Origin of the sequence: Streptomyces sp. 8K308 (assembly GCF_004348315.1) — a bacterium.
Taxonomy (GTDB): Bacteria; Actinomycetota; Actinomycetes; order Streptomycetales; family Streptomycetaceae; genus Streptomyces.
This window is the reverse complement of the sequence record NZ_SMKC01000577.1, coordinates 1-2,020: the sequence shown is the minus strand read 5'-3', so window position 1 is coordinate 2,020 and position 2,020 is coordinate 1. Positions and strand designations below refer to the sequence as shown.

3 protein-coding genes are annotated in these 2,020 nt (G+C 70.1%); 2 read left to right on the top strand and 1 reads right to left on the bottom strand.

Annotated features, from left to right (window positions below):
- Nucleotides 1-8: 8 nt before the first annotated feature.
- Nucleotides 9-866 (bottom strand): helix-turn-helix transcriptional regulator, encoded by an 858-nt coding sequence (locus tag E1265_RS35825; RefSeq protein ID WP_243741353.1) that lies wholly within the window; start codon nt 864-866, stop codon nt 9-11.
- Between the two features lie 172 nt (nt 867-1,038).
- Between E1265_RS35825 and E1265_RS35820 the strand changes: the two genes are divergently transcribed.
- Together E1265_RS35820 and E1265_RS35815 are read left to right on the top strand one after the other, a co-directional pair.
- Nucleotides 1,039-1,758: a hypothetical protein gene (locus tag E1265_RS35820; RefSeq protein ID WP_132935115.1), complete on the top strand. Its 720-nt coding sequence runs from the start codon at nt 1,039-1,041 to the stop codon at nt 1,756-1,758.
- Complete coding sequence (locus E1265_RS35815) at nt 1,755-1,973, top strand: hypothetical protein (RefSeq protein WP_132935114.1); 219 nt, start codon at nt 1,755-1,757, stop codon at nt 1,971-1,973. Before E1265_RS35820 ends, E1265_RS35815 begins: the two co-directional genes overlap by 4 nt.
- Nucleotides 1,974-2,020 lie beyond the last annotated feature (47 nt).

Genomic DNA, 2,020 nt, shown 5'->3' with positions numbered 1-2,020 from the left:
GGGGCGGGTCATGGGGTGAACTCCCCTCGAGCAGTGGTCAGTAGGGTGGTGGTCTGCGCGGGCCCGTCGGCCTGCGCGCGCAGTCGGTCGAACATCGCCTTGTAGGCGGTGACATCCTCCGGATCATCGAGGTAGACGCCTCTACGGGGCAACTCCAAATAGACCACGGCCATAGTGTTGCGCGGATCGCGCTCGTCTTCCCGGCCGAGGATCAGGAACTGGCCGGGTACGGCCGGCGGACCCGAGCGAAACGGCAGGACCTGGATGTCGATGGAGGGTTGCCGGGCAGCCTCCTGCAGGTGGGCGATCTGTTCAGCCATGACCTGCTCGTCCCCCACCAAGCGCCGGAGCAGGGCCTCGTCCAGGATCGCCCACAGGCTCAGCCCCTTGGTGAGCCGCTCCTGCCGTCGCATACGTGCGTCGACCTGGTGCTCCAGTGCCTCGCCGTCGACACCCTGCCCACGAAGTACGGCGGTGGCATAGGCCCGAGTCTGAAGTAGCCCGGGGATAACGGTATTGGCCACGATGCGCTCATAGGCGGCCATGTCCTCGAACGAGACGAGCGGGTCGAGCCACGGCGGCACCGCCGGATTGCCGACCCACCAGCCGGCCTTGAGGTCGCGGGCCATCGCGATCAACGCGTCGCGCTCCTCGACGGTGGCGTCGCATGCCTCGGCGATTCCCTTGACCGTGGCCCACTTGACGGCGCGCCGGTCCTGCCACTCCTCATATCGGCTGACCGTTGCCTTGGAGCATCCGGCGCGCTCGGCGACCTGAACCTGGGTGAGGCCCGCGCGCTCGCGCAGGGCGACCAGACCGCGCGCAATCTGCATGCGCCCGGCAGGCCCAACCGGTGTCTGAGTCACGTGCTTCCCCTCCTCGTCCGTCCCCGCCGATCACGTGCTGAGCGTACGCGGCGCGTTACTCGGGTGTCGCCGCCGGTCGCCCGAAAGGCTGGATCCCAAGAAAGTGACTTCTACTCATCGAAATTTCCGCCATCATGATGCCATCCACGACGTGCAACGGCGGGAGGCGGCCATGGCCGCAGGCATCACGATGAACATCTACGCGAGCACTCCTGACCTGCTCTCGTTCTTCTTGCCGTTGGGCGACGTCACGACGGCGATACAGCGGCGTCTCGACGGGCGCGAGTGCGCCCGGTGTGGCTCCACGCGCGGGCTCAGGGCCGGTGGCCATGCCTACACCCTCACTCAGGACGGATGCCTCGGCTGGGCGGTGCGGGTCTGCCACATGTGTCCGCCCGCCTCTCCCATGAACGGGGACGTGGCGGTGGCCGTCGCCTGGGCGGTGGCGGCCGGGGCGTGCGAGGAGGCCGTGCTCGACGCCTGGGAGTGGCGGCGTGCCGTGTCGGTGCCCGCCGGCCGGGTATGGGACACCGTTCGTGTCTCCCGTCCGGTGGGTCTTGCCGTTCTTTCCCAACACCCGTACCACGTCGCGGCGATCGGGCCGGTGCTTGAGGTGCCGGCGCGGGACACGGTGGAGTTCCTGGTGCCGCCCGGCACCGTGACCACCTGGCCGTCTCACCGCCGGGAGCTACGCAACGTCCACTGCGTCGGCCTCGGCGGAAGCAGCAAGCTGCCGCCGCCCTACCTGACGCTGGCCGACGGCCGGCGCGCCCGCTGCGGCCGGCGCTGGCTCACGCCTCTTGAGCCGCACCGCACCCCCAGCACGCACGGTGGAGCGGTCCTGGAGTGTCTGCTGGCCGAGCTCCCGCAGCGCGGGAGGTCCGAGCGATGACCGAGGAAGACGTGGTCCTGCGTTGGGGGACGCACGAGTTGATCGGCGAGCGGGTGACCGATGCGTCCGGGCGCGTTGGCCGGCTGGCGGCCGTGCTGGAGCAGGTGGTTCGGCGGACGGGCGTGACCGTCCGGACCGAGGCGCACCTGCGGCCGGTGGATGGCAGCGGGTGGGAGTGGACGGCTGACGTCGATGACCTGACGCGCGCCGAATGACGTAGCGCCGCCCGCCCACCCTGGCCACCGCCGAGGGCGGGTGGGGG